The 19912-nt window shown below is 62.0% G+C and carries 16 protein-coding genes and 1 riboswitch; of the genes, 6 read left to right on the forward strand and 10 right to left on the reverse strand.

The window, feature by feature from the left end; translation table 11 throughout:
- Positions 1-71 precede the first annotated feature (71 nt).
- Positions 72-1658, reverse strand: coding sequence for a BCCT family transporter (locus EZI54_RS00665; protein ID WP_131478006.1), 1587 nt, complete (start codon positions 1656-1658; stop codon positions 72-74).
- Between the two features lie 407 nt (positions 1659-2065).
- A riboswitch (TPP riboswitch) is annotated at positions 2066-2167 on the forward strand.
- Between the two features lie 50 nt (positions 2168-2217).
- Here EZI54_RS00665 and thiB point away from each other — a divergent pair.
- The 4 genes from thiB (at position 2218) to EZI54_RS00685 (ending at position 7218) form a co-directional block, all read left to right on the forward strand.
- Entirely contained in the window at positions 2218-3213 is a 996-nt protein-coding gene (thiB, locus tag EZI54_RS00670; protein ID WP_131478008.1) for a thiamine ABC transporter substrate binding subunit, read from the forward strand.
- The gene (thiP, locus tag EZI54_RS00675) at positions 3189-4850 is read left to right on the forward strand and encodes a thiamine/thiamine pyrophosphate ABC transporter permease (RefSeq protein ID WP_165495640.1); all 1662 of its coding nucleotides are present in this window, start codon (positions 3189-3191) and stop codon (positions 4848-4850) included. Before thiB ends, thiP begins: the two co-directional genes overlap by 25 nt.
- A complete protein-coding gene (locus EZI54_RS00680) occupies positions 4843-5463 on the forward strand; it encodes an ATP-binding cassette domain-containing protein (protein WP_131478012.1) in 621 nt (206 codons plus the stop codon). The genes thiP and EZI54_RS00680 overlap by 8 nt, the downstream gene beginning before the upstream one ends.
- A 108-nt stretch (positions 5464-5571) precedes the next feature.
- On the forward strand, positions 5572-7218 hold the full coding sequence (locus EZI54_RS00685; protein WP_131478014.1) for an FMN-binding glutamate synthase family protein: 1647 nt from the start codon (positions 5572-5574) through the stop codon (positions 7216-7218).
- A gap of 9 nt (positions 7219-7227) precedes the next feature.
- Here EZI54_RS00685 and EZI54_RS00690 read toward each other — a convergent pair whose 3' ends face one another.
- From EZI54_RS00690 to EZI54_RS00725, 8 genes are all read right to left on the reverse strand, one after another.
- The gene (locus EZI54_RS00690) at positions 7228-9249 is read right to left on the reverse strand and encodes a hypothetical protein (RefSeq protein ID WP_131478016.1); all 2022 of its coding nucleotides are present in this window, start codon (positions 9247-9249) and stop codon (positions 7228-7230) included.
- Between the two features lie 33 nt (positions 9250-9282).
- Positions 9283-10524, reverse strand: coding sequence for an ATP-grasp domain-containing protein (locus EZI54_RS00695; protein WP_131478018.1), 1242 nt, complete (start codon positions 10522-10524; stop codon positions 9283-9285).
- A 155-nt stretch (positions 10525-10679) separates the two neighbouring features.
- On the reverse strand, positions 10680-11795 hold the full coding sequence (locus EZI54_RS00700; RefSeq protein ID WP_131478020.1) for an ABC transporter ATP-binding protein: 1116 nt from the start codon (positions 11793-11795) through the stop codon (positions 10680-10682).
- A 10-nt stretch (positions 11796-11805) separates the two neighbouring features.
- On the reverse strand, positions 11806-12675 hold the full coding sequence (locus EZI54_RS00705; RefSeq protein WP_131478022.1) for a carbohydrate ABC transporter permease: 870 nt from the start codon (positions 12673-12675) through the stop codon (positions 11806-11808).
- On the reverse strand, positions 12668-13597 hold the full coding sequence (locus EZI54_RS00710; protein ID WP_131478024.1) for a carbohydrate ABC transporter permease: 930 nt from the start codon (positions 13595-13597) through the stop codon (positions 12668-12670). Before EZI54_RS00710 ends, EZI54_RS00705 begins: the two co-directional genes overlap by 8 nt.
- A gap of 76 nt (positions 13598-13673) precedes the next feature.
- Positions 13674-14924: an ABC transporter substrate-binding protein gene (locus tag EZI54_RS00715; protein ID WP_131478026.1), complete on the reverse strand. Its 1251-nt coding sequence runs from the start codon at positions 14922-14924 to the stop codon at positions 13674-13676.
- A 184-nt stretch (positions 14925-15108) separates the two neighbouring features.
- Positions 15109-16566 carry an ATP-binding protein gene (locus EZI54_RS00720; protein WP_165495641.1) on the reverse strand — a complete coding sequence of 486 codons (1458 nt, stop codon included), beginning with the start codon at positions 16564-16566 and terminating at the stop codon, positions 15109-15111.
- Complete coding sequence (locus EZI54_RS00725) at positions 16559-17275, reverse strand: response regulator (RefSeq protein WP_123633083.1); 717 nt, start codon at positions 17273-17275, stop codon at positions 16559-16561. The genes EZI54_RS00720 and EZI54_RS00725 overlap by 8 nt, the downstream gene beginning before the upstream one ends.
- Before the next feature lie 254 nt (positions 17276-17529).
- On the opposite strand from EZI54_RS00725, the gene EZI54_RS00730 reads away from it, so the two are divergent.
- On the forward strand, positions 17530-17946 hold the full coding sequence (locus EZI54_RS00730; protein ID WP_131478028.1) for a hypothetical protein: 417 nt from the start codon (positions 17530-17532) through the stop codon (positions 17944-17946).
- Between the two features lie 51 nt (positions 17947-17997).
- Here the strand turns inward: EZI54_RS00730 and EZI54_RS00735 are convergent, their stop codons facing one another.
- Positions 17998-18441, reverse strand: a complete 444-nt coding sequence (locus EZI54_RS00735; RefSeq protein WP_131478030.1) for an Hsp20/alpha crystallin family protein — start codon at positions 18439-18441, stop codon at positions 17998-18000.
- 155 nt (positions 18442-18596) lie between these two features.
- On the opposite strand from EZI54_RS00735, the gene EZI54_RS00740 reads away from it, so the two are divergent.
- Positions 18597-19910 (forward strand): erythromycin esterase family protein, encoded by a 1314-nt coding sequence (locus tag EZI54_RS00740; protein ID WP_131478032.1) that lies wholly within the window; start codon positions 18597-18599, stop codon positions 19908-19910.
- Positions 19911-19912: the final 2 nt, after the last annotated feature.

Genomic DNA, 19912 nt, shown 5'->3' on the forward strand with positions numbered 1-19912 from the left:
TCCCACGCCGACCACCCCGCCATAAAAAAACCCGCCTCGGCTGAGGCGGGTTTTTCGATCGGGCCGAACGCTTACTTCATGCCGGCATTGATCAGGGCGCGCTCGTTGTTCAGGCCTTTGTAAAGGCCATAGCACATGACGAGCAGCACGAAGGTAAACGGCAGACCAACACTGACTGCACCGGCTTGCAGTGACTTCAGCGCGTCAGCACCGCCACCGAAGACCAGAGCCGCAGCGATCGCGCCTTCCATGACCGCCCAGAAAACACGCTGCTGGGTCGGCGCATCCAGCTTGCCGCCGGCGGTGATGCTGTCGATCACCAGCGAGCCCGAGTCAGACGAGGTCACGAAGAAAACCATGACCAGGATAATGCCCAGGAAGGACGTGATCGCGGTCAGCGGAATGTTGGCCAGCATCTGGAACATCGCCAGCGAGACATCCGTCAGACCATCCGCTGCCAGTGAACCGACGCCCGACTGGATCTGCTCCAGGGCAGAGCCCCCGAATGCGCTCATCCAGACGATGGTAATGAGGGTCGGGATGATCAGCACGGCGGTCACGAACTGACGCACGGTACGGCCCTTGGATACCCGGGCAATGAACATGCCGACGAACGGTGACCAGGAGATCCACCAGGCCCAGTAGAAGACAGTCCAGCCATGGAACCAGGTTTCGTCCTCACGACCGAACGGGTTACTCAGCGGCAGGATGTTGCTGAAGTAAGCCGAGGTGGTCGTCCCGATAGCCTCGAACACACCCAGCGTGTGGCCGGCGAAGATCACAAACAGCAGCATCGCAGCCGCCAGGGCCATATTGATGTTACTGAGCAGCTTGACGCCGCCGTCCAGGCCGCGAACCACCGAGATCAGCGCCACACAGGTAATGCCGAAGATGATCGCGATCTGTGTGCTGATGCCGCTGTCGATATCGAACAGGTAATGGAGGCCTGAGGCCGCCTGCTGCGCGCCCAGGCCCAGGGAGGTGGCCAGACCGAAGATGGTCGCCAGTACCGCCAGGATATCGATGATGTCGCCGATCCAGCCCCAGACGCGATCGCCGAAGATCGGGAAGAAGGCTGAGCGTAACGTCAGCGGCATGCCCTTGTTAAAGGCAAAGAAAGACAATGACAGAGCAACGATCGCGTAGATCGCCCAGGGATGCAGGCCCCAGTGGTACATGGTCGCGCCCAAGGCGAGGCTCGCACCTTCCGGCGTGTTGGGAGCCACGTTGAGCGGTGTTCCGTACCAGTCCGTGTAGTAGGCCACCGGCTCGGCCACACCCCAGAACATCAGACCGATCCCCATACCGGCGGCGAACAGCATCGCAAACCAGGACATGGTGGAGAATTCCGGAACCGCATCGGAGCCGCCGATCCGGATCTTGCCGACCGGCAGCACGATCAATGCCAGGCAGAAAACCACGAAGATGTTGCCACTGATCAGGAACAACCAGTCGAAATGATTGATGGCACCGGTCTTGGCACCATTGAGCATCGAATTCGACACATCCGGGAATATCAGGGTTCCCACGACGAAAAAGATGATCAATGCAGCCGTAACGAAAAACACCGTCTTGTGCAGGTCAAGCCCCAGTGGGGTGATGTTATCCTGACCTGCCTGATAGTCGGTGGAGTACTCGTCTTTAAGGACTTCGCTCACGTCAAGTCTCCTCGAACGGATTGTTGGGCCCATGTCGGACTCAAGATTACAGACCGTTAAGTCTATTTATTTGAGCTCGAAAGATCAAAAGTGATTTCCGGAAGGATTCCACTTTTATAACCGTAACCCAGATCCGACGACTCTTCCCATAAAATTTTCCTGCTGCCTGCAGGCAACGCGTTACCCGCACATTAAGAACAGGACTGCATATTAGGACTCAGTTGACGTCCTTCGCCATCACGATTCCCGGGATTTTCCGGCGCACCGACAGCAACGCCTCGATCGCTACGAGCGGCAATCTACGGGCCTCCATTTACTTACATGTCTAAGTAACAAGTGACGGCACTCGCACAAGTCTATCGTACGCGGGACGGCTGCCCAGGCGTTATCAAGTCTGTTAAACTGCGGTTTTCTCAACGGGGTGCCTGCGATTGTATCGACAGGCTGAGATCAGACCCGCGGAACCTGCTCCGGATCATGCCGGCGAAGGGATTGAGTGACGACTCTGCCTGCGGTCTGCCGCCCCGTTTCTCCGACATGACGACGGGTACTGACCACAATGGCGCGCCTTCTCTTCCTGATACTGTTAACTCTCTCGGCCAGTCTGGCCTGGGCCGGCCCCACGCTGACGGTCTACACCTACCCTTCCTTTGTCTCCGAGTGGGGGCCGGGCCCGGCCGTCAAACAGGCTTTCGAAGCGCAATGTGACTGCACACTCGAGTTCGTCGCCCTGGACAGCAGTGTGGCCATCCTGCACCGGCTGCGCCTGGAAGGCGAGTCATGTACGGCCGACGTGGTTCTGGGGCTGGATGCCAATACCCTGTCGGACGCCCGGCAGACCGGCCTGCTCGCGCCACACGACATCGACACCTCGGCCGTCCGTCTCCCCGTCGACTGGCAGGATGACACCTTCGTACCCTATGACTGGGGCTACTTCGCCTTTGTCTACGACACCCAGCAGCTTCCTGATCCGCCCACCAGCCTGGACGCGCTGATCAATGCGCCGGAGAACCTGAAGATCATCATCGAGGATCCGCGGACCAGCACACCCGGCCTCGGGTTCCTGCTGTGGATGCGCAAAGTCTATGGCGATCAGGCCCCAGCCAAATGGCAGGCGCTGCAGAAGCATATCCTGACGGTCACCAAGGGCTGGAGCGATGCCTACTTTTCCCTGTTCATGAATGGCGAGGCGCCCATGGTGCTGTCCTACAGCACATCCCCGGCCTATCACATGGCGGTGGACAACACGGACCGCTATCAGGCCGCTCCCTTCGATGAGGGCCACTACCTGCAGGTGGAGGTTGCAGCCCGTCTGCGCAACAGCCCTCACCCCGAACTGGCCCGGAAGTTCCTGCAGTTCATGCTGACGCCTGCTTTCCAGCGGGAGATTCCCCTGAAGAACGTGATGTACCCGGCGATCGACCTGGGCGATGAGCTGCCCGACGTCTTCGACCGGCTGATCGAGCCGTCCCGCACCCTGTATTTCGAACCGCAAACGGTTGCCGAGCATCGCAAGGCCTGGATCGACGAGTGGCTCAACGCGACCGCACGCTGACACCGCCGTTCAGCCACCCGCGCTGGCGCGCCTGGCCCGGTCGGGCGGTAGCGCTGCTACTGGCCGGTGTCGTGGCGGCCGGGTTCTCGGGCCTGCTGGCGGAATGGCAGTGGCGGGCGGTGAGCGATCTCTGGCAAAGCGCCTATCTGCGTCAGGTGATCTGGTTCAGCGTATACCAGGCCACCCTGTCCACCGGGCTCAGCCTGTTGCTGGCCATTCCCGTCGCCCGGGCGCTGCACCGGCATCCGATGTTTGCCGGTCGCGGGCTGCTGCTGCGGCTGACCGAACTCAGCCTGGTGCTGCCCACAATCGTCGCGGCCTTTGCCCTGGTGGCCGTCTACGGCCGGTCGGGCTGGCTCAACACCGCGCTGGACGGAGTGGGCCTTCCCTTTCGCTGGAACCTCTATGGACTGCAGGGCATCCTGCTGGCCCACGTATTCTTCAATGCACCACTGGCCGCGCGGATCCTGTTGCAGGGGCTTGAGCGCATCCCGGCGAACCAGTGGCGCATCGCAGCCCAGTTGGGCCTGACCAGCGGGCCGCTGTGGCGCACCCTGGAGTGGCCGGCCCTGCGCCGGGTGCTGCCCGGACTGGCCGTGTTTATCTTTATCCTCTGCTTCACCAGCTTTGCGATCGTGATGACACTGGGGGGCGGACCATCGGCGACGACCATAGAGGTGGCCATCTACCAGTCGCTGCGTTACGAGTTCGACTTCAGCCGGGCCGCCCTGCTGGCGATGGTGCAACTGCTGATCTGCGGCTCCCTGTGGCTGGTAGCCTCCCGCCACGGTACCAACCGCAACCTGGTACCGGGCGCCAATGACCAGCCCGGCACCCTGCGCCGCGACGCCCGGCGCCGTGACCGCGTGCTGCTGTACCTGTTTCTCGTTTTCCTGGCCCTGCCGCTGTTGGCGGTCGTCTTCCGCGGATTGCCGGGACTGTTGGGGGAAGCGGGCGATAGCCAGGTTTGGTGGAGCCTCGGCCGAAGCCTGAGTGTCGCCCTGGTCGCCGCGATCCTGTCCTGCAGTTGCGGTCTCGCCATTCTCGCCGCCAGCCAATTGGCCAGGCACTCCGGCCATCACCTGAGTGCGCGCCTGCTGGAGTCCAGCGGGCACCTGACGCTGCTGGTCCCTGCCCTTGTCCTGGGAACCGGCCTGTTTATCCTTCTGCGCCCCCAACTGGGCCAGCCCCATCAGGGACTGGCCCTGGTGGCAGGGATCAACGCGTTGATGGCGCTGCCTTTCGTGTTACAGGTACTGCGCGGCCCGTTTGCCACACTGCCGCCGAACAGCCTGCGGGTTGCCGATCAGTTGAACCTGCGCGGGAGCTACCGGCTGCGCTGGTTGCTGCTGCCATTACTCCGCCGCCCCCTGCTGCTGGCGGCAGCCTACGCCGCCGGCCTTTCGCTGGGGGACTTCAGCGTGATTGCCCTGTTCGGCAGCCCGTCGGCGCCGACCCTGCCACTGCTGCTGTTCCAGCAGCTTTCGGCCTACCGGATCGAGGCCGCATCCGGTACGGCCTTTGTGATGCTGGCCCTGCTTTTCGTGGTTTTCTACATCCTCAATCGCTGGGGCGACCGTCGCCGGCGCCATCCGGCCTCACGACGCCTCGCCGCAGGAGAACACGCCCATGCTTGAGTTCGAGAACCTTCGCTTCCGCTATCCGGAGACGGAACGGGTACTCACGTTCAATGGCGAAGTCGGGGCTGGCCAGTGCCTGGCCGTCACCGGACCCAGCGGGTGCGGCAAGAGTACGCTGCTCAACCTCGTGGCCGGCTTCCTGAACGCCGAGTCCGGCACCCTGCGCTGGCAGGAGCAGGATCTCCAGCCCCTGCCGCCCTGGGAACGCCCGGTCACCTCGGTGTTCCAGGAGGGTAACCTGTTCGACCACCTGTCCGTGCAGGACAACCTCGGCCTGGGTATCCATCCGGGCCTGAAACTGTCCCGGGCGGACAACGCTGCTGTCGCCGCCATGCTGGACAAGGTTGGCCTGCACGGGATGGCGCGCCGACACCCCACGGAGCTGTCCGGTGGGCAGCGCCAGCGCGTGGCCGTGGCCCGTGCACTGCTGCGCGGTACGCCCCTGCTGTTGCTGGACGAACCGTTTACCGGGCTCGACCCGGACACCCGCCAGATTCTGCGCCAGTTGATCCGGGACCAGCGTGAACAGGGCGCAGTCATCGTTCTGGTGAGTCATGATGCAAGCGATGTCGAAAGCCTTGCCGACCGGCACCTGGTCCTGACAGCCTGACACCACTGTGCTGCAATAGACGACACGTTTCCTCGGGGCCGGATTGGCCTGACGCGGCCCCGCCCCCTATCATGCTGTTTTTGCTGCCAACCGGGAGTCCGCTCGCCTATGTCCAAGTTGTCCACCCTGTTTCCGGCCCGCAACCTGGCCTACTACATCGCCCTGGCGGGCCTTGCGGTAACGCTGGTGCTGGCCTGGTTCCATCCATCCACCCTGATCCTGCCGATCCTGTTCGGGGGGCTGGTGGTGCTGGGGACCTACGACGTCCTCCAGAAACGCCATACGGTCAGCCGGCTCTATCCGATACTGGCCCACATCCGTTATTTCCTGGAATCGATCGGTCCGGAAATCCGCCAGTACTTTATCCAGCGGGACACCGAGGAAACCCCGTTTTCACGGGAGCAGCGGGCCATCGTCTACCAGCGGGCCAAGAACGTCCTGGACAAACGCCCCTTCGGCTCCCAGCACGACATGTATGCCGAGGGCTACGAGTGGATCAACCACTCCATGGCCCCGGTGGATCACCAGGACAGCGACTTCCGCGTGGTGGTCGGCAAGCGTTGCAGCCAGCCCTACAGCGTCAGCATTTTCAACATCTCCGCCATGAGCTTCGGTTCCCTTTCGGCCAACGCCATCCTGGCGCTGAACAAGGGAGCCAGGAAGGGCCACTTCTATCATGACACCGGGGAAGGCTCGATCTCGCGCTATCACACGGAACACGGCGGCGACCTGGTCTGGGAGATCGGCTCCGGCTATTTCGGCTGTCGCAACAGGGACGGTTCGTTCAGCGAAGAACTCTTTGTACGCAATGCCGCCCTCGACCAGGTGCGAATGATCGAGATCAAACTGTCCCAGGGTGCCAAGCCCGGGCACGGCGGCATCCTGCCCGGCGCCAAGGTAACGCCGGAAATTGCCGAGGCCCGCGGCGTGGAACCCTGGAAGGAAGTGGAATCACCGGCCAGCCACAGCGCCTTCCGCACCCCGCTGGAACTGATGTCGTTCATTGAGCGGCTGCGCGAACTGTCCGGAGGCAAGCCGGTGGGCTTCAAGCTGGCAATCGGCCACCCCTGGGAATGGTTCGCCCTGGTCAAGGCCATGCTCCAGAGCGGCAAGAAGCCGGATTTCATCGTCGTCGACGGCGGGGAAGGCGGCACCGGCGCGGCGCCTCTGGAGTTCACCAACCGTCTGGGCATGCCGATGACCGAGGCCCTGCTGCTGGTCCATAACACACTGGTGGGCGCCAACCTGCGCGACGACATCGCCATTGGCGCAGCCGGCAAGATCACCTCGGCGTTCAACATCGCCCGTACCCTGGCCCTCGGCGCCGACTGGTGCAACGCGGCGCGGGGCTTCATGTTCTCGCTCGGCTGCATCCAGTCCCAGAACTGCCATACGGGCCGCTGCCCGAGCGGCGTGGCCACGCAGGACCCCAGGCGAAGCCAAAAGCTCGATGTGGCCGACAAGAGCGAGCGCGTCTACAACTTCCACCGCAATACCATGGAAGCGCTGACCAACCTGTTGGGCGCCGCCGGTCTGCGGCATCCCAGGGAGCTGGGTCCGGAACACATTATCCGGCGGGTGGATGAACACGAGGTGCAGCCCTACATGGACCTGTTCCACTTCCTGGCACCGGGCGCCCTGATCGACGGGCATACCGATAACCCGGTTTTCGTGAAGTACTGGGATCTGGCGCGGGCAGAATCGTTTGATCCGCCCGAGTTCGTCAGGAATCTGCGGGAAACCAAGCTGCGCTAGGAGCCTCTCCTAGTGCTCCGCCGGCCCCGCCTGCAGATCGACGGTCGGCAGGCGGTCCGCCCCCCAGCTACGGTGCACCCGGTCCATGACCGCCTGCAACTCTTCGGGGCGGACATTGGCCAGTGCGCCGTGTTCCAGCGGGTCGTAATGGAAGATGTAGAGCCGCGAGGCGAACTCGGCGAACGGCAGTGACGACTCACCGGAGCGCTCGTCGTGACCGGACGTACTCACCCTCACCCCATCGCCCCAGTCCTGGGCGCTGTCATTGTTGGGATTGAAGAAGTACACCCGCATGACGTCCTCCGGATCCAGCCCGACCCGCAGGATGGAAATCGCGTGCCAGCCAATGAAACGGGCGGCACTGTCGGTGAATGCGATCCCGGCCGGCTGCGGGTGGATCAGTGGCTGGTTGCCATTGTAGAAGGGGTGGTAACTGGCATAGAAATGGCGCAGGAAGGTCTCCTCGTCCTTGAGACGACCGGTCGCCACATCCACATTGATACGGAAGCCCCGGCCACACCACCAGCCGTGGAACTCGGGGTTGATCCAGCGGTGGGGGTCGCCTTCACGGTCTTCGCACAGCCGCCCCATTTCGCCGTAGATCCGGTCCAGGTGCGGCACGAGGATCAGCGACACCGCATCCAGGTCCAGGTGCAGTTCGTCGGCCAACCCGCCGGCGCTGGCAACCGACGACACCGGTCGCCCCTCGAAGTGCATGATGATTTCATCGTCCCGTGCCGCCCATACCAGTAACTGCAGCAGGTAATCCGGATCGCTGTACGACCACATGGAGATGGCCCGGGCCGACTGGCAGGTCGGGTTGTTCCCCTGCCCCACGCCCAGCGGCTGGCCCAACACACAGAGGACACCCTCAAGGAGCCGGGCCCGGGGCGAAGCGGTTTCGCCGAACGCCAGGGCGAGCTGTTCCCGGGTGGTCCGGGACAACGGCAGGTTGACCTGGCGCCAAAGCGCCGGCCCCATGGCCGGGTTATAGAGAATGCCGCGCTCCAGCATCAGCGCCATGCCATAGACCGCCTGGGCCGTATCGGCATGCACGCTTTCCTGGATCAGGGCATGCACCAGTCCCCGATAGCACAGCAGGCAGTCCCGGCCGGTGCTGGACAACCCGAGCGCTTCGGACAGCAGTTGGTCTCCCTGCTTGAGCAGGAAGCGCACAAGTTCCGCGTGGTAGGCCGATACCAAGCCGGTATCGTGCATGGCCCGGGCACAGCCCATGGCCTCGGCCTGCAACCGCCGCTGATCCATGGCCGCCAGCCGCTCGTTGTAGACGGCCAGCCCGGGATCCTCCCGGCAGGCCTCGGTTGGCCCGAACAGGCTGCTGACCAGCCGATAGGCACCCTGCCCGCTGGCCCCCAGATCGATCTCCGGGTTGCTGCTGCAGATCGCGATCTGGGTGATCATCTGCTTGACCGGCCCGGTCAGGATCGGACGCTGCGCCAGGATGCGCCAGATCTCGGCGATCAGTTGGTCGATCACGTGCTCGTAGCCGATGCGGTCGGCCAGGTGGCGAACCACCGCCCGGGACACCCCGGCCAATCGCCCCTGCTGCACCCGCTCCGCTTCGTCCGGGGCACTGAACAGCAGTGCCAGGTTCATCGCCAGCACCTGCGCCAGGAAATGATGCGCCTGCTCGGACGATACCTCGGCGTGCGGGTAGCGGCCCATTGCCACCGCCAGCAGCCGCAGCTCACTGAGCGCCTCCAGCGCCACCGTATCGGCCACCGGGCTCTTGAGTGAGTATGGGGTCAGTGATGGTACCAGGATCAGCGGATGAGCCCAGTCGGTGCCCTCGAAAACACCGGCTTCCTCAAGGGCCTGGGCCCGTTCCTCGATCGCCGCGCAGCCTCCCGGCTGCAGCAGGACGCGCCGCGTCAGGTCAAAAACCAGCGACACCTTGCCGGGCTTGGCGAATGCCCTGCTCCTGGCCAAATGGGTGGTGGCTTCGTCCAGTTTGACCAGCAGCCCCTCGAGTTTACCGGGGGCTGCATTCGGGCTGTTGGGGTTGTCCACTCGACGTCCTCATGATCGGGCAATGTCGACAGACTACACGTAAAAGTCCAGCTCTTCCTGATGTTTCAGGAGATCGCGCATGGTGTGTGGATCGTCCCCCTTGAAGTACAGCAGCCCCCAGTGCGTGCCGAAGGCCGTACGTTTGGTGACCGTGTCCTGCATGGGCGGCGCCAGGTCGTTGGACTCGTAATACGGATGGTCCTCGGTCTCCCCGGGAATTTCCAGGCGACTGACCACCCGCAACCGAGGATAGACCCCGAAACAGCCGGCGTAGCACTTGGCGTCCACCACTTCCCGCGGGAAGAACGCGGTGATTTCCTCTTCGGTGGTCTTGGGGTCAAACGCCAGGATCATGCCCTGGTAAGCGTTGAAGCCGTACACCCGCTCCAGCAGCTCGAACACCTTGAAGCCCGGCGGGCGATACGCCACCTCGCCGAAATACATCTCGCCATCGTTGGTGACGAAATATTCCGGGTGGACGAAGCCGAAATCGATATCGAATGTCTTGATCAGCTTCTCGATCTGCTCGGTAATCTGCGGCCGGTATTTTTCCAGCTCCGGCGAGGCCGGCACGAAGACCGAGTAACCCAGGGTGACGTACTCGGAAATGTTGAGGAAACGGATCTTGCCGTTGTGAATCCAGGCTTCGACCGCAAACTCCCAGCCGTCCAGGTGGGATTCCATCAGGACCGGGAATTCCTCCTCGGGAATGGTATCGACCTCGTCCGGCGTGCGGATCACCCGGTGGCCAAGGCAACCGGCCTTGTCGAAGGCCTTGAGGTGGATCGGATCGTTGGGGTCGCCGTCGAGTTTGAGCAGCGTCTGGTTGACCCGTTTCAGGAAGCGAATGACATCATCACGATCGTGCGCTTCCTCAAAGATGCCCACCCGGATACCCCCGAGTTGGGCGCGCCGTTTCATCAGCGCCTTGTCCCGCAACAACATGGCCTGGCCAAACAGGCGGGGTTTGTCCAGCAGGACCGCGTTGATGGCGCCGGCCCATTCCACCGTCTCCTCGAACAGCGGAATCGCGACATCGACGCCCATGTCCTTCAGCGTCTGCGCAATTTCCATGGAGCGGTCGTTCAGCCGCTCAAAATTCCAGGGCACGTAGGGGATACTGTGCTCCTGGCAGTAACTCTCGGCCCATTCGGGCGCGACCACGACATAGCGGCGGTTGAACTGATCGGCTGCCTCAACCGCGTTAAGACTCCAACCGAGCAAGGCAATATACCCCTTGTCCGGATCGTAGGAACCACTGACTTGATCAGACATCCCTCGTTCTCCTTTTCGGGTACCGGTCTTTTTACCCTACACCAATGGCGCATGGATAAAAAACAAACAGGCTTGAGCCCTATGGAGAAACGTTAGTCGCAAAGCGCCCCGGCCGCCACGAGGAGATACCGGCCGGGGCAAAGGGTGGGACCGGATCAGACGTCGATGCGGGCTTCCTTGCCGGCCTCGAAGTAGATGGCACGGCTCAGGTCGATCATCAGCTCGGCGGGTTCGCCGGGGTCCACGGTGTGGTCCGGATCCAGCCGGCAATGCACCTCGGTGTCGTTGATCCGGATCAGCGCCATCACGTCCGGCCCGGTCGGCTCGGTCACCTCGATCCGGAACTTGCCGGATGATGTCGCCTCCTGCCCGGCCTTGTGCGCCAGGGGCTGGGTAATGTGCTCTGGGCGGATACCCAGGTGGATCTCCTTGCCCTCGTAGGCGGCCAGTTTCTCAGGCAACGGCACATACATCTGGTCGTCATCGGCACTGCGCAGGCTGGCGCGCAGGTTGCCACCGTCGCGCTCCACCTTGAGCGGGATAAAGCTCATGGCCGGAGAGCCGATGAAGCTGGCCACGTAGCGACAGGACGGACGCTCGTAGATTTCCTTGGGCGAACCCAACTGCAGCAGTTCCCCGTCCTTGATGACGGCAATCCGGTCCGCCAGCGTCATGGCCTCGATCTGGTCGTGGGTCACGTAGACGATGGTGGTGCCCAGGCGCTGGTGCAGGCGCTTGATTTCCGTGCGCATTTCCACCCGCAGCTTGGCGTCCAGGTTGGACAGGGGCTCGTCGAACAGGTAGAGCTTGGGACGGCGGGCCAGTGCCCGGCCCATCGCCACCCGCTGCTGCTGGCCACCGGACAGCTGCGAGGGCTTGCGGTCCAGCAACGGCTCGATCTGCAGCAGTTTGGCCACCCGCGCCACTTCCGCGTCGATCTCTTCCTTGGGCATCCGCCGGATCTTCAGGCCGAACGCGATGTTCTCGCGCACGGTCATGGTGGGATACAGAGCATATGACTGGAACACCATCGCGATGTCGCGGTCCTTGGGTTCGGCGTGCGTCACATCACGGCCGTCGATCAGGATGCTGCCCTCGGTGACGGTTTCCAGGCCGGCAATGCTGTTCATCAGCGTCGACTTGCCGCAGCCGGAGGGGCCTACGAGGATCAGGAACTCACCGGATTCGATGTTGATATCGATGCCCTTGAGCGTCTCCTGGACAGCGTTACCGTAGGTCTTGCGGATACCCTTGAGTTGTAATTGTGCCATTGTCAGACCTCTAACCTTTAACAGCGCCGGACGTCAGTCCGCGAATGAAATACTTCCCTGCCAGGACATAGACGACCAGTGTTGGCAGGGCGGCGATCATGGCGGCAGCCATATCGACGTTGTATTCCTTCACACCGGTACTGGTATTGACGAGATTGTTCAGGCCGACGGTGATCGGCTGGCTGTCGCCGCTGGCAAACACCACCCCGAACAGGAAATCGTTCCAGATCTGGGTGAACTGCCAGATGATGCACACCATGATGATCGGCACGGACATGGGCAGCAGGATACGCACGAAGATGGTCACGAATCCGGCGCCATCCAGGCGGGCCGCCTTGATCAGCGCGTCCGGCACGCCCACGTAGAAGTTGCGGAAAAACAGCGTGGTGAAGGCCACACCATAGACCACATGGACGATCACCAGGCCGGTGGTCGTGTTGGCCAAGCCCATTTTGCCCAGGGTCGCGGCCATCGGCAGCAGGATCACCTGGAACGGCAGGAAGCAGCCAAACAGCAACAGGCTGAAGAAGATGTCCGAGCCACGGAAGCGCCACTTGGCGAGCACGTAGCCGTTGATCGCGCCCAGGGCGGTGGAGATCAGGACGGCCGGAACTGCCATCTTGATGGAGTTCCAGAAGAATCCGCTGACCCCATTACACTGCACGCCGGTACAGGCGGAGGACCAGGCCTTGATCCAGGCGTCGACGGACCAGACTTCCGGGAAGCTCATCAGGTTGCCCGAGCGGATATCGCCGGTGGTCTTGAAACTGGTGATGATCATGATGAACACCGGAATCAGGTAAGCCACACACGCCAGCAGCAGCGTGGCATAGATCAGGATCCGGCTGGGGGTGAGTTTCTTCTCTGCGTGACTAGCCATTGCGTTGTCCCCTCAGTTCCGAATACAGGTAAGGCACCAGGATCGCCAGCAGCATGGCCAGCATCATGATGGAACTGGCGGCCCCCAGGCCCATCTGGCCCCGGGTGAACGTGAATGAATACATGAACATGGCCGGCAGGTCGGAGGCATAGCCCGGACCACCGGACGTCATCGCCATGACCAGGTCGAAGCTCTTGATGGCAATATGCGCCAGCACCATCACCGAGCTGAAGAACACCGGCCGCATCGACGGCAGCACGATCCGCAGGTAGATCCGCGGCAGGCTCGCCCCGTCAACCCGGGCCGCGTTGATGATGGCCGGATCGATGCCCCGCAGGCCGGCCAGGAACAGCGCCATGACGAAGCCGGACGCCTGCCAGACGGCGGCGATGACGATGGTGTAGATCACCATGTTGGGATTGGTCAGCCAGTCGAACTGGAAGCTGGTCCACCCCCAGTCGTGCATGAGCTTCTCCAGCCCCAGACTGGGATTGAGAATCCACTGCCACACGGTCCCGGTCACGATCATGGACAGGGCCAACGGATACAGGTAAATCGTGCGGATCACGCCCTCGTTGCGAATGCGCTGATCCAGCAGGATCGCCAGGAAACAGCCGATCGCCAGGCAGCAGAAGATGAACAGAAAGCCGAATATGGCCAGATTGGTACAGGCGGTCAGCCAGCGGGCATTGCCGAACAGACGCACGTACTGGTCAAAGCCCACGAATTCGTAGCTGGGCAGGAAAGTGGAGCCGGTGAACGACAGGACACCGGTCCAGAACATGAACCCGTAGATGCCAACAAGCGCCATGGCAGCCGTCGGCGCAAGCGCCAATTTGGGCAACCATTGTTGTAAACGCTGGGTCAGTCGGCCACGGGCGGGCTGGGATGTCGTTTCCGACACCACACCAGAGTGAGCCATGGTGAGAACTCCTCAACCGTTATCGGTCAGCGGATGGGGCACAGGCCAGCGCCCCATCCGGTCTTGCAGGGTTAGATCAGAGCGCGGACTGGACAGCAGAAGCCAACTGCTTGGCAGTCGCCTCGGGATCCGCATCCTTGGTGTTGAAGAAGTTCGTGATCACATCAAAGATCTGGCCCTGGACGGCACTGGTGGTCGCCATGCCGTGCGCCATGCTCGGTACCAGGCCGCCGTTCTCGGCGGTGGCCTTGAAGGCCTTCATGGATGCCTTGGCGCAATCGTCAAAGCTGGCCATGTCCACGTCGGTCCGAACCGGGATGGAACCCTTGGCCTTGTTGAAGATGGTCTGGAACTTCGGACGCAGGATGGTGCGGGCCAGATCCATCTGGGCTTTCTCGTTGGCCTCGTTGTTCAGCTTGAACATGGCCAGGGAGTCGATATTGAAGGTGAAGGATCCTTCGGTGCCCGGAGCCGGAACGCACTCGTAGTCCTTACCGGCCACCTTGTCGGCCGCCGTGAACTCGCCCTTGGCCCAGTCGCCCATGATCTGCATGGCGGCGTCGCCGTTGATGACCATCTTGGTGGCCACGTTCCAGTCACGACCAACCGCGTTCGGGTCGATGTAGTCGCGGATCTTGTGGAACTTGGTCAGCGCCTCGACCATTTTCGGGCCGGACAGCACGTCCATATCGTGATTCACGAAAGCCGCGGTGTAGTCCTTGGGACCCAACTCCGCCAGGGCAACGGCCTCGAACACAGTCGCGTCCTGCCAGGCCTGACCACCGTGGGCCAGCGGGATGATGCCGGCCGCCTTGATCTTGTCAGCGACCTCAAAGAACTCGTCCCAGGTGTGCGGGACTTCGACACCGACTTTCTTGAACACGTCGGGGTTGACCCACAGCCAGTTGACCCGGTGTACGTTGACCGGAACGGCCACGTAATGGCCTTCATACTTCATGATGTCGGAAACAATCGGCGGCAGGACCTGATCCCATTTCTCTTCCTTGGCCACGTCATCGAGATTGGTCAGGAAGCCCAGCTTGGCCCACTCCTGGATGTCGTGGCCCTTGATCTGGGCCGCGGCCGGGGGGTTGCCAGATACTGCGCGTGTCTTGAGGACGGTCATGGCGGCTTCACCACCACCACCGGCGACAGCGAAGTCTTTCCAGGTGTGACCCTGCTCTTCCATCATTTCCTTGAGGACACCCATGGCCTTGGCCTCGCCACCGGATGTCCACCAGTGGAGCACCTCGACCTGGCCGGCGTGCGCCGGGGAAAGCACAAAACTCAGGCCGATAGCGGCCAGTAAATGCCTGATCGGTTTCATAGGTTGGCACCTTGTTGTTGTTGTGAATGTCATTTTTTCGCTGTCAGCGCTCGACAACGTCATTCGAGTCTATGGCAAGGGGCAAAAGCCTGACGTATCAAAGTGCAAGGTCAATGTAACCGGATCGATACATTGACCTGAAACGCAGCAACTGCAAGGCTCGGCCCCGGACAGGCCAGGAGGATTAATCCGGATTCCGCGGCAGGATCAGCGTCAACCGCAACCCACGCTGTTCCCGGTTGGAGGCTTCGACATCCCCCCCGTGGGCGTGGGCGATCGCCCGGGCAATACCCAGGCCAAGCCCTTCTCCCGGCGCGCTGGGTGACGCCCGGTAGTAGGGCTCGAAGATCTTCTTGAGCTGGTCCGGCGGCAGCCCCGGCCCCTCGTCCTCGAAATGCAGGGTCAAGGTCGTGGGGGAATCCTCGATACGGATCGTGACCCGTTCCCCGTATTTTAGCGCATTATCGAACAGGTTCCCGATGCATCGCCGAAGCGCCAGCGGCTTGCAACGGTACGGCCGTCGGGCCCGCCCCTCCAGAGAGACCTTGCCCGGCGTGCGGGCGGCCGGTTCAGTGACCTGGTCGATCAGGCCATGCACGTCCACCGACTCCATATTTTCATAGATGTCGTTGTCCTTGACCGACTGCAGCGCGCTCTTCACCAGCAGATCCAACTCCTGGAGATCCTTCTCGAATTTGGAACGCAGCATCTCATCGTCAAGCAGTTCGCTGCGCAGGCGCAGGCGGGTGATCGGCGTTTTCAAGTCGTGGGACACGGAGGTGAACAACTGCTCGCGATCCTTCAGGTAGCGCTGGATCCGGTCCCGCAGCGTGTTGAAGGCCCGTGTGACGGCAACCACCTCACTGCTGCCCCGCTCCGCCAGCGGCGGGCGATCGTCGTCAAACGGCATTTCCCGGGCGGCCCGGGCCAGCCGTCGCAGCGGCCGGGTCTGCCAGCGCACCAGCAGGGCGATGAAGGTCAGCAGGAAAATGGTCAACAGGCCAATGAAGAAGATCTGCTGTTTGGGCAGGCCGCTGTTGTCCTCGAGCGACACATAGGGCGCTGGCAGCGGCGTCGCCAGATACAGCCACTCATCGGGGGCGATCTCGATCTGCGTCACCAGCACCGGCGGATTGATCGGATCAAGGTTGAGCGCGTAATTGGCCCAGGAGGGCGGCAGATCCGTCAGCTTCATCTGGCTGTTGAGGATGCGCAGATCCTCCGGCGCCACGAACTCCACCCGAATGGGCAGATCGCCGCCAATGCGCTCCCGCAGCACCTCGGACACTGCATCCACCACCTCCGCCTTGCGGGACGTATCCGGCAACGGCTTCAGGGCGATTTCCCGCTCGTTCAGGGAGACGAAAAAGCGCGTACCGCCCATGTTGCGCAACTGCTCCAGCACGATATGCCGGTATTCCAGCGGCAACGACTTGAAAAAGCGGACCGTCGCCGCCGCGGAATAGGCCAGATTGCGACTGCTGTTGATCAGCCCGGCGGTTTCCTGGGCGCGGAAGGTGGTGTACCAGAATGCGGTGGAGATCCCCTGGGCCAGCACCACCGCAACCAGGGTCAACAACAGCATCCGCGTCAGCAGGGACTGGGGCCGGATGCGCTGGAACAGGGCCCGGACTTTACTCATTCTCGTAACTGACGGTAGCCGTGAGCATGTAGCCCGCGCCGCGCACCGTGCGGATCAGCTTGGGCTGGCGGCCCTTGTCCCCCAACCGGTGCCGCAACCGCGACACGGCCACGTCAACCACCCGGTCCAGCGGATCGGCTTCTCGCCCGCGGGTAACGCCGGCGATGGTGTCGCGATCGAGAATGCTGTTGGCGTGATCCACGAACAGCTTGAGCAACGCGAAATCCGCCCCGGACAGGCTGATGCGCTGCCCGCCCTGGTCATTCAGCTCGTGGGTCTGACAATCCAGCCGCCACTGGGCGAACCGGACGTAGCGCCGGAACCCCTGCTGGCTCAACTGGGAACGCCGCAACAGCGCCTTGATCCGGGCCTGGAGTTCCCGGGCGCTGAAGGGTTTGGCGATGTAGTCGTCCGCGCCGAGTTCAAGACCGATCACCTTGTCGGTTTCGTCGGAACTGGCGGTCAGCATGATGATGGGCAGGGCGAAATGATCCCGCACCCAGCGACACAGGGTGAAGCCGTCGTCGCCGGGCAGCATGATGTCCAGGATCAGCACATCCGGCAGACAGTCATCCATGGCGGCCCGCATGGCCTCGCCATCGGAAGCGGTCCGCACGTGATAGCCGGCCTGCCCGAGAAAGGTCTGTAGCAATTCGCAGATGTCTTCATCGTCATCCACGACCAATACGGAATGGGTTACTGCAGTCATTGCGCGAAGCCGATTGTGTCCGTTGTTATTTTGAGGTGCCTTCGGTCAGGGCCTGTTGCCACCGGCCCTGTGCCCGGCAACACACTATGTCCTCTGTTCCGTCACCTGTCCAGACAGGCGGGTCATGCAGCGCAATGCGGCCATGGCCCGAACCGTGTCCCGAGTCGCACGGGTGTTTGAGGTACATCAATATTTCCGGACTGAAACCAGACATGCTCATGACAGATCCCACCACTGGACTCTGGAGAAACACCATGAGCGTTCATGCAGGCGTCTGGCTCGATCACAGGAAAGCGATTGTCATCCGGCTGACAGACAGTCACCCCCGGGTCACCATCGTGGAGTCGCAGGCACGGCGGCCGTCGAAATCATCCGGCGGACAGCGCCAGAAGGAACCCTTCGGCCATCAGGACGTGGTGGCCGAAGATCACCGGGATCGCCGCTATCAGCAGGCATTGAACCGGTATTTTGAGGATATCTCGAACCACCTCGCCGGGGCTGAAGCGCTTCTGCTATTCGGCCCCGGCGAGGCCAAGAAGAACTATCACCACTTTCTTCAGGACCATCCGCAATATCCATTTACCGTTAGGGATGTGCAGGCCGCGAGCGCTATGTCACCCTCCGAGGCATCGACCCACGTACAACATTACTTCCATAAGGTCCCGCATTGATCACGACGCCGGGCGTTCGGCCATTCTGGTCGACCGCCCGGATTCCGTAGTTCAGGATTCAACCGTAATACGCTTGGCCGGTTTGGCTTCTTCGCGAGGCACGATAATTTCAAGCACCCCGTTATTGACCTTGGCCTTGATTTTGTCGGAATCGATACTGCCCGGCAGGGAAAGGCGCCGATAGAAGGACCCGCTGAAACGCTCGACCCGCTGAAAACCGTTCTCTTCGGACTTCTTCTCTTCGTTTCGGGAGCCCTGAATCGTCAACATGCCTTTATCCAGCCGCACGTCGATATCTTTTGGATCGACCCCGGGCACATCAGCGCGGATTTTATAGTGCCCTTTTTCCGCTTTGACATCGATAGCCGGCGCCCACCCGGGTTCCAGCATCATCATGTCGTCGTCCAGCTCGTCCCACCGATTGAAACGCATCAACTGGTTGATTTCATTCTGGAGGCGCATCAATGCACCGTTCGTTGTTGTCAGTAATCCCATGACATCGATCTCCTAAAAAAACACCCTGTACAGGCGACTCTTTTATTCTGGATCGCGCCATCCACCGTTGTTTGAGATAGATCAACATTCCGGCTCCGCTTCAGTTCAGGCTGAAAGGATGAGCAGAACGTCGTTTCGACAACGGGGGAAAACACATGGACACCCAACTCTCAAAAGCGGCACTGACAACCCGGCTGGCCAAAGCCTGCATCCCGTTCCGGGAAATTGCCGACCTGCCGCTTAGCGGGTTAATGCGGCGTATTGGCGATGCGCGGGTGGTGATGATCGGTGAGTCCTCTCACGGCACCTCCGAGTTTTACGAGACTCGTGCCAAGATCACCCGGGCCCTGATCGAACGCGGTCATTTCAGCTTCGTGGCCATCGAGGGGGACTGGCCGGATGCCTCGCGCATCGACCACTACGTGCGTCACAAGGAATACCCGGCGTCAGAGTGGACCGCCTTTGCCCGCTTCCCCACCTGGATGTGGCGCAACGAGGAGGTAAGACGGTTCGTGGACTGGCTCAGAGGCTGGAACAGCACGCACGTCCTGCCGACCCGTGTCGCCTTCCACGGTCTCGACCTCTACAGCCTGTACACCTCGATCCATGAAGTGATCCGTTTCCTGCGGGATCACGACCCGGTCACCGCCAACCAGGCCCTGCATCGCTACCAGTGCCTGCTGCCCTATCGGGACGATCCGATCGAGTACGCCCGTTCGGCCATCCAGCCGGGCTTCCGAAGCTGCGAGAACGCCATCCTGGAAACCCTCCGCACCCTGTACGAACACCACCGGCAGTTGGAAGCCCATGACGGTGAACGGGTGTTCGACATGCTGCAGAACGCCAACCTGGTGGCGAGCGCCGAGGAGTACTACCGCACGATGTTCTTCTCGGAAAACAACGCCTGGAACCTCCGCGATACCCACATGTTCGCAACGCTGGAACGGCTGTTGGCCCACTATGGCGAGGGTAGTCGGGGCATCGTCTGGGCGCACAACTCCCACGTCGGCGACAGCGACGCTACGGACATGGGAAGACGCGGGGAATTCAATATCGGCCGACTCGCCCGGGCCCGTTTCGGCGATCAGATGTTCAATATTGGCTTCGGTACGGATACCGGCACGGTGGCAGCCGCCTCCGACTGGGGCGCCCGCATGGAAATCAAGTCCGTGCGCCCGGCCCTGCCCGGCAGTTACGAACGCCTGTTCCACGACAGCGGCATCGAGCGGGCCCTGCTGCCCTTACGTCATGGCGATCCCGAACTCATCTACCACTTGCGGCACCAATACCTGCAGCGGGCCATCGGCGTGATCTACCGGCCACAGACGGAACGACAAAGCCACTACTACCACGCCAGCCTGCCGGACCAGTTCGATGAATTCGTCTGGTTCGATCGAACCCAGGCGGTCACCCCACTCACCACGACGGCCATCAAGGGGATGCCCGACACCTATCCGTTCGGCGTGTAGGG

Source organism: Marinobacter halodurans (assembly GCF_004327985.1).
GTDB classification, from domain to species: Bacteria; Pseudomonadota; Gammaproteobacteria; order Pseudomonadales; family Oleiphilaceae; genus Marinobacter_A; species Marinobacter_A halodurans.